Source organism: Chromobacterium fluminis, from assembly GCF_011602385.1.
Classification (GTDB): domain Bacteria; phylum Pseudomonadota; class Gammaproteobacteria; order Burkholderiales; family Chromobacteriaceae; genus Chromobacterium; species Chromobacterium fluminis.
Window position 1 is genome coordinate 1 of sequence record NZ_JAAOMA010000103.1, and the last position, 5,192, is coordinate 5,192.

2 protein-coding genes are annotated in these 5,192 nt (G+C 65.3%); both read right to left on the bottom strand.

All coding sequences use genetic code 11. The annotated features are described in order from the left end of the window. A partial coding sequence (locus tag HA052_RS26965) for a calcium-binding protein (RefSeq protein WP_166454422.1) occupies positions 1–4,435 on the bottom strand: 4,435 nt, incomplete at its 3' end. 92 nt (positions 4,436–4,527) lie between these two features. Beyond that, a partial coding sequence (locus HA052_RS26970; protein ID WP_166454423.1) for a glycosyltransferase occupies positions 4,528–5,192 on the bottom strand: 665 nt, incomplete at its 5' end.

A 5,192-nucleotide genomic window follows, 5' to 3' on the forward strand; every position in this document is an offset into this window, starting at 1 on the left:
CACCGCCGCGCAAGGTGTCGCCCTCAACACGCCAGCTGCCGCCGTCATTGTTGCCGTAGATCACGTCGTCGCCGTCGCCGCCTTCCAGCAGGTCGGCGCCGTTGCCGCCGTTCAGCGTGTCGTTGCCGGCACCACCGCGCAAGGTGTCGTTGCCGTCTTCGCCAAACAGACCGTCGTCGCCCGCCCCGCCTTCCAGCAGGTCGTTGCCGGCCCCGCCGTACAGGGTGTCGTTGCCGGCGCCGCCGAACAGGCTGTCGTTGCCTTCATTGCCGAACAACTGATCATCGCCGGCCAGGCCGAAGATCACGTCATTGCCCTTGGCGCCCTTCAGCGTATCCGCGCCGTCGGTGCCGTTCAGGGTCACGGCCGCCAGGCTGATCAGTTCGAGCAGACTCCAGCTTCCGCCGTTGGCGAATACGATGCTGCCGGACCATGAGCTCTGAACCGACATGCCGGCCTGGATGGTGATGCTGTCCACGCCGTTGCTATGCCGCAGCACCACATCGTCGCCAATGCGCACCACGGTGATGTCGGTCACCGAGATGCCCACGCCGAAGCGGATTTCGTCATAGCTGCTCCAAGCGAGGTTGACGCCTTTTTCGCCATAGCGAATGGTGTCCTGGCCGTCGCCCAGATTGAAGATATAGACATTGCGCCCGGCGCCGCCTTCCAGCACGTCGTTGCCTGCGCCGCCCTTCAAGGTGTCGTTGCCGCCGCGACCAATCAGGGTGTCGTTGCCGGCGCCGCCGTCCAGCAGGCTGCCGCCCGCGCCGCCAATCAACACATCATTGCCGGCGGTGCCGATATAGATGCCGCTGGCCCACTGATTGATCTGCACTGAGGTCCAGCTGCTGCCGTCGGCGAACACCACGCCGCCCACCCAGTTGCTCTGGCTGAGGAACCAGCCCTGGATCAGCACCGAATCCACGCCGTTGGCGTGTTGCAGCAATACATCGTCGCCAACGCGCACCACGGTGATGTCGGTCACCGAGATGCCGGCGCCAAAGCGGATTTCGCTCTGGTGGCTGACGCTGACGTTCAAGGAGTTGTTGATCACCACGTCGCGGCCGTCGCCCAGATTGAAGACGTAGATGTCTTGGCTGCCGCCGCCCTTGAGGGTGTCGTTGCCCTTGCCGCCTTCCAGGATGGACACGCCGCCGCCGGCGCTGATCAACACATCGTTGCCGGCGCCGCCTTTCAGGGTGTCGTTGCCGCCGCCGCCAATCAGCACGTCGTCGCCGTCGCCGCCGTCCAGCAGGTCATGTCCCTTACCGCCCTTGAGGACATCGTTGCCGCTGGTGCCGATGAAAATGCCCGCCGCGAACTGATTGATCTGCACGGCGGTCCAGCTGCTGCCGTCGGCGAACACCACGCTGCCCACCTGGGACAGCTGGCTGCTGAACCAGCCCTGGATGCGCACCGAGTCGCTGCCGTTGACGTGTTGCAGCACGATGTCGTCGCCTACGCGCACCACGGTGATGTCGGTCACCGAAATCCCCGCGCCGAAGCGGATTTCGCTGCTCATGCCCACCGATACGTTCAGCGAGTTGTTGATGATGAGGTCGCCGCCGTCGCCCAGATTGAACACATAGAGGTTCTGGTCCGCGCTGCCGCGCAAAGTATCGTTGCCCTTGCCGCCGTCCAGAATCACCGTGCCGCTGCCGGTGGCGATCAGCACGTCATTGCCGTTGCCGCCGCGCAAGGTGTCGTTGCCGCCGCCGCCAATCAGCGTATCGTCGCCGTCGCCGCCTTCCAGCAGATCGCTGCCGCTGCCGCCGTGGAAGGCGTCGTTGCCGCTGCCGCCCACATAGACGCCTTTGACGAATTGGTTGATCTGCACCGAGGTCCAGCTGCCGCCGTCGGCGAACACCACGCTGCCCACTTGCATGCTCTGGCTGCTGAACCAGCCCTGGATGCGCACCGAGTCGCTGCCGTTGACGTGCTGCAACAGCACGTCGTCGCCCACGCGCACCACGGTGATGTCGGTCACCGAAATGCCCACGCCGAAGCGGATTTCGCTGCTCACGCCCACAGACACGTTCAGCGAATTGTTGATGACGACATCCTTGCCGTCGCCCAGATTGAACACATAGATATTGTGTTCGCTGCCGCCTTGCAGGGTGTCGTTGCCCTTGCCGCCTTCCAGGATGGCCGTGCCGCTGCCGCTGCTGATCAGCACATCGTTGCCGGCGCCGCCTTTCAGGGTGTCGTTGCCGCCGCCGCCGATCAGCGTATCGTCGCCGTCGCCGCCGTCCAGCAGATCGCCGCCCTTGCCGCCGGTCAACACATCCTTGCCGCTGGTGCCGCCCGCGGCCACCACCATGGTCAAGAGCTCGGCCGCGCTCCATTTGGAGCCGTCGGCGAACAAGACCACGCCGGCCCAGCCGGTCTTGTCGACCAGGCCGTTCTTGACGCGGATGCTGTCCTGGCCGTTGACGTGCTGCAACAGCAGGTCATTGCCTGCGCGCAGCACGCGGATGTCCTTAGCGCTGATGCCGGCCTTGAAACGGATTTCGTCGTTGGCGCTCAAGGCGGCGATCTTGCCGATCTGGGAACCGTAGTTGATCAGATCGCGGCCATCGCCCACGCCGAAGACGAAGGTTTCACGGCCCTTGTTGCCGATCAGCACATCGTCGCCGGCGCCGCCTTCCATCGTGGTGTGGCCGCTGACGCCGCCTTGCAGCTGGTCGTCGCCGGCGCCGCCGCGCAAGGTGTCCTCGCCGCCGTTGCCGATCAAGGTGTCGTTGCCGGCGCCGCCGTCCAATAGATCGGACTGGCCGGAGCCCAGCAGCAGATCGTCGTCATCGCCGCCGGTCTGCACTTCCAACAGTTTCTGCGCCAGTTCCGCGCCCAGCCAAACGCTGCCGTCGGCGAACACAATCTGGCCATGCCAGCCATGCTCCAGGCTAAAACCCGCCTGGATGGTGATGGAGTCGCTGCCGTTGGCGTGGATCAGCACGATGTCGTCGTCCTGACGCACCACCCGGATGTCGTCCACCGAGATGCCGACACCGAACACGATGCGGTCCTGCAAGGTCACGCTGACGTCCACGCCGTGCGCGGCGATCACGTCCGCGCCGTCGCCCAGCCCGAACTGGTAAATCTCCGCGCCGGCGCCGCCCACCAGAGTGTCGTTGCCCGCGCCGCCGATCAGCACGCTGACACCCGCGCCGCCGCTGACCAGCACATCGTTGCCCAGGCCGCCGATCAAGGTATCGTTGCCGCCGCCGCCGATCAGCGAATCATTGCCGGCGCCGCCGTCCAGCAAATCGCTGCCTTCCCATCCAGTCAAGGTGTCGTTGCCGCTGCCGCCCAACTGGGTCAGCTTGATGTCGGCCTGGGTCCAGACCACGCCTTCGGCGAACACAATGCGTTCAATCCGACTGGACACGCTGGCGAAATAGCCTTCCACCACCAAACGGTCGCTGCCGTTCACGTGGATCAACACCAGGTTGTCGCCCTGGCGGCTCACGCTGACGTCCTTAACCAGGATGTCCGCGCCAAAACGGATTTCGTCTTTCACCGACACGTCCAGGCCGCCGGCGTCGCGGATCACGTCCACGCCGTCGCCCAGATTGAACTGGTAGACATCGGCGCCGGCGCCGCCGATCAACAGATCGTTGCCGCGGCCGCCGTGCAGCACATTGTTGCCGCTGCCGCCGTCCAGGGTGTCGTCGCCGTCGCCGCCCAGCAAGGTGTCGTTGCCGTCTTCGCCAAATAGCTTGTCGTTGCCGGCGCCGCCGTCCAGCAGATCGTCACCGCCGCGGCCGTTCAGCACGTCATTGCCGCCCAGGCCGATCAGATGATCCTTGCCCAGCCAGCCGTTAAGGATTTCCTTGCGCTCGCTGCCGGTCTGCACGATCACGCGCTGCGCCAGATCGCTAATGCCCCATTCGCCGCCGTCGGCGAATACGATGCGCTCGATCCAGAAGCTCTTGTCGGCGAACCAGCCCTTGATGGTGACCGCGTCGTCGCCGTTGCGGTGGGACAGCAGCAAATCGTCGCCCACATGCTCCAGCTGAATGTCTTCCGGGCGGATGCCCGGGCCGAAGCGCAGCTCGTCGCGGTAGGCCGGATCGCTGTCCGCCGCGTCGCGCTTGTCCTGGGCGTTGTCGGTGATAGTGTCGAAACCATCGCCCAGGTTGAACAGATAGATGTCCTTGTCCGCGCCGCCGATCAGAGTGTCGTTGCCCTCGCCGCCGGCCAACACATTGTTGCCGCTGCCGGCATTGAGCAGATCGTCGCCGGCGCCGCCTTCCAGGGTGTCGTTGCCGGCGTAGCCGTTGAGCACGTCGTCGCCGGCGCCGCCCTGCAGCAAGTCATTGCCGTCATAGCCGTTCAAGGTGTCGTTGCCCGCGCCGCCCTTGAGCACATCGTCCTGCGGGCTGCCTTCCAACACGCCGCCCAAGTCGCTGCCCGTTATGCTTGTCGTCATAACTTGTTTCCTTATCAATAATTGTTTGTGTCATCACGCACTACGATTTACTGCTTGCTACTGCTTTTGCGGGCTCTCCACCAAAGCCGCCTTCACTCCGCCGGCAAACCCAACAACCGTCGATAACCCGCCAATCCCGCCTCCACGCTGTAACGCCCCGCCGTCTCCCGCGCCGCACGCCGCAGCCCGCCGCCGTCCGTCTCCAAGGCCGCCCCCACCTTCTCCGCCAATGCCGCCGCGTCGAAGAAGTCGGTCAGCTCGCCGTTCTCCCCGTCCCGGATCACTTCCCGCACCGGCGCGGTGTCCGACGCCACGATGCGGCAGCCGCTCGCCATCGCTTCCAGCAGGCTCCACGACAGCACGAAGGGATAGGTCAGATACACATGCGCGGCCGACACTTGCAGCACTTGGCGGTAAACCTCGTACGGCACTTTGCCCAGAAAGTGCACCCGCTCCGGGTCCACCGGGTGTTCACGCAGCAGTTTTTCGCGCCAGCTGGCCGCGTCGCGCGGCGCGCTGCCGTAGCTGACGCCGTCCCCGCCCACGATGACGATCTGGCTGTCCGGCCGTTGCCGCAGCAGCGCCGGCAAGGCTCGCATGAAGGTGTGGAAGCCGCGGTAGGGTTCGAGATTGCGCGCCACATAGCTGACGATGGGCTGGCCGGCGCGCAGCGTCCGGCCGTTGGGCAGGGTCAGCGTCGCCGTCGGGTCCGGCCCCAGTTGGCCGCAGCGGATGCCTTCGTGCTGGATCTGCACCT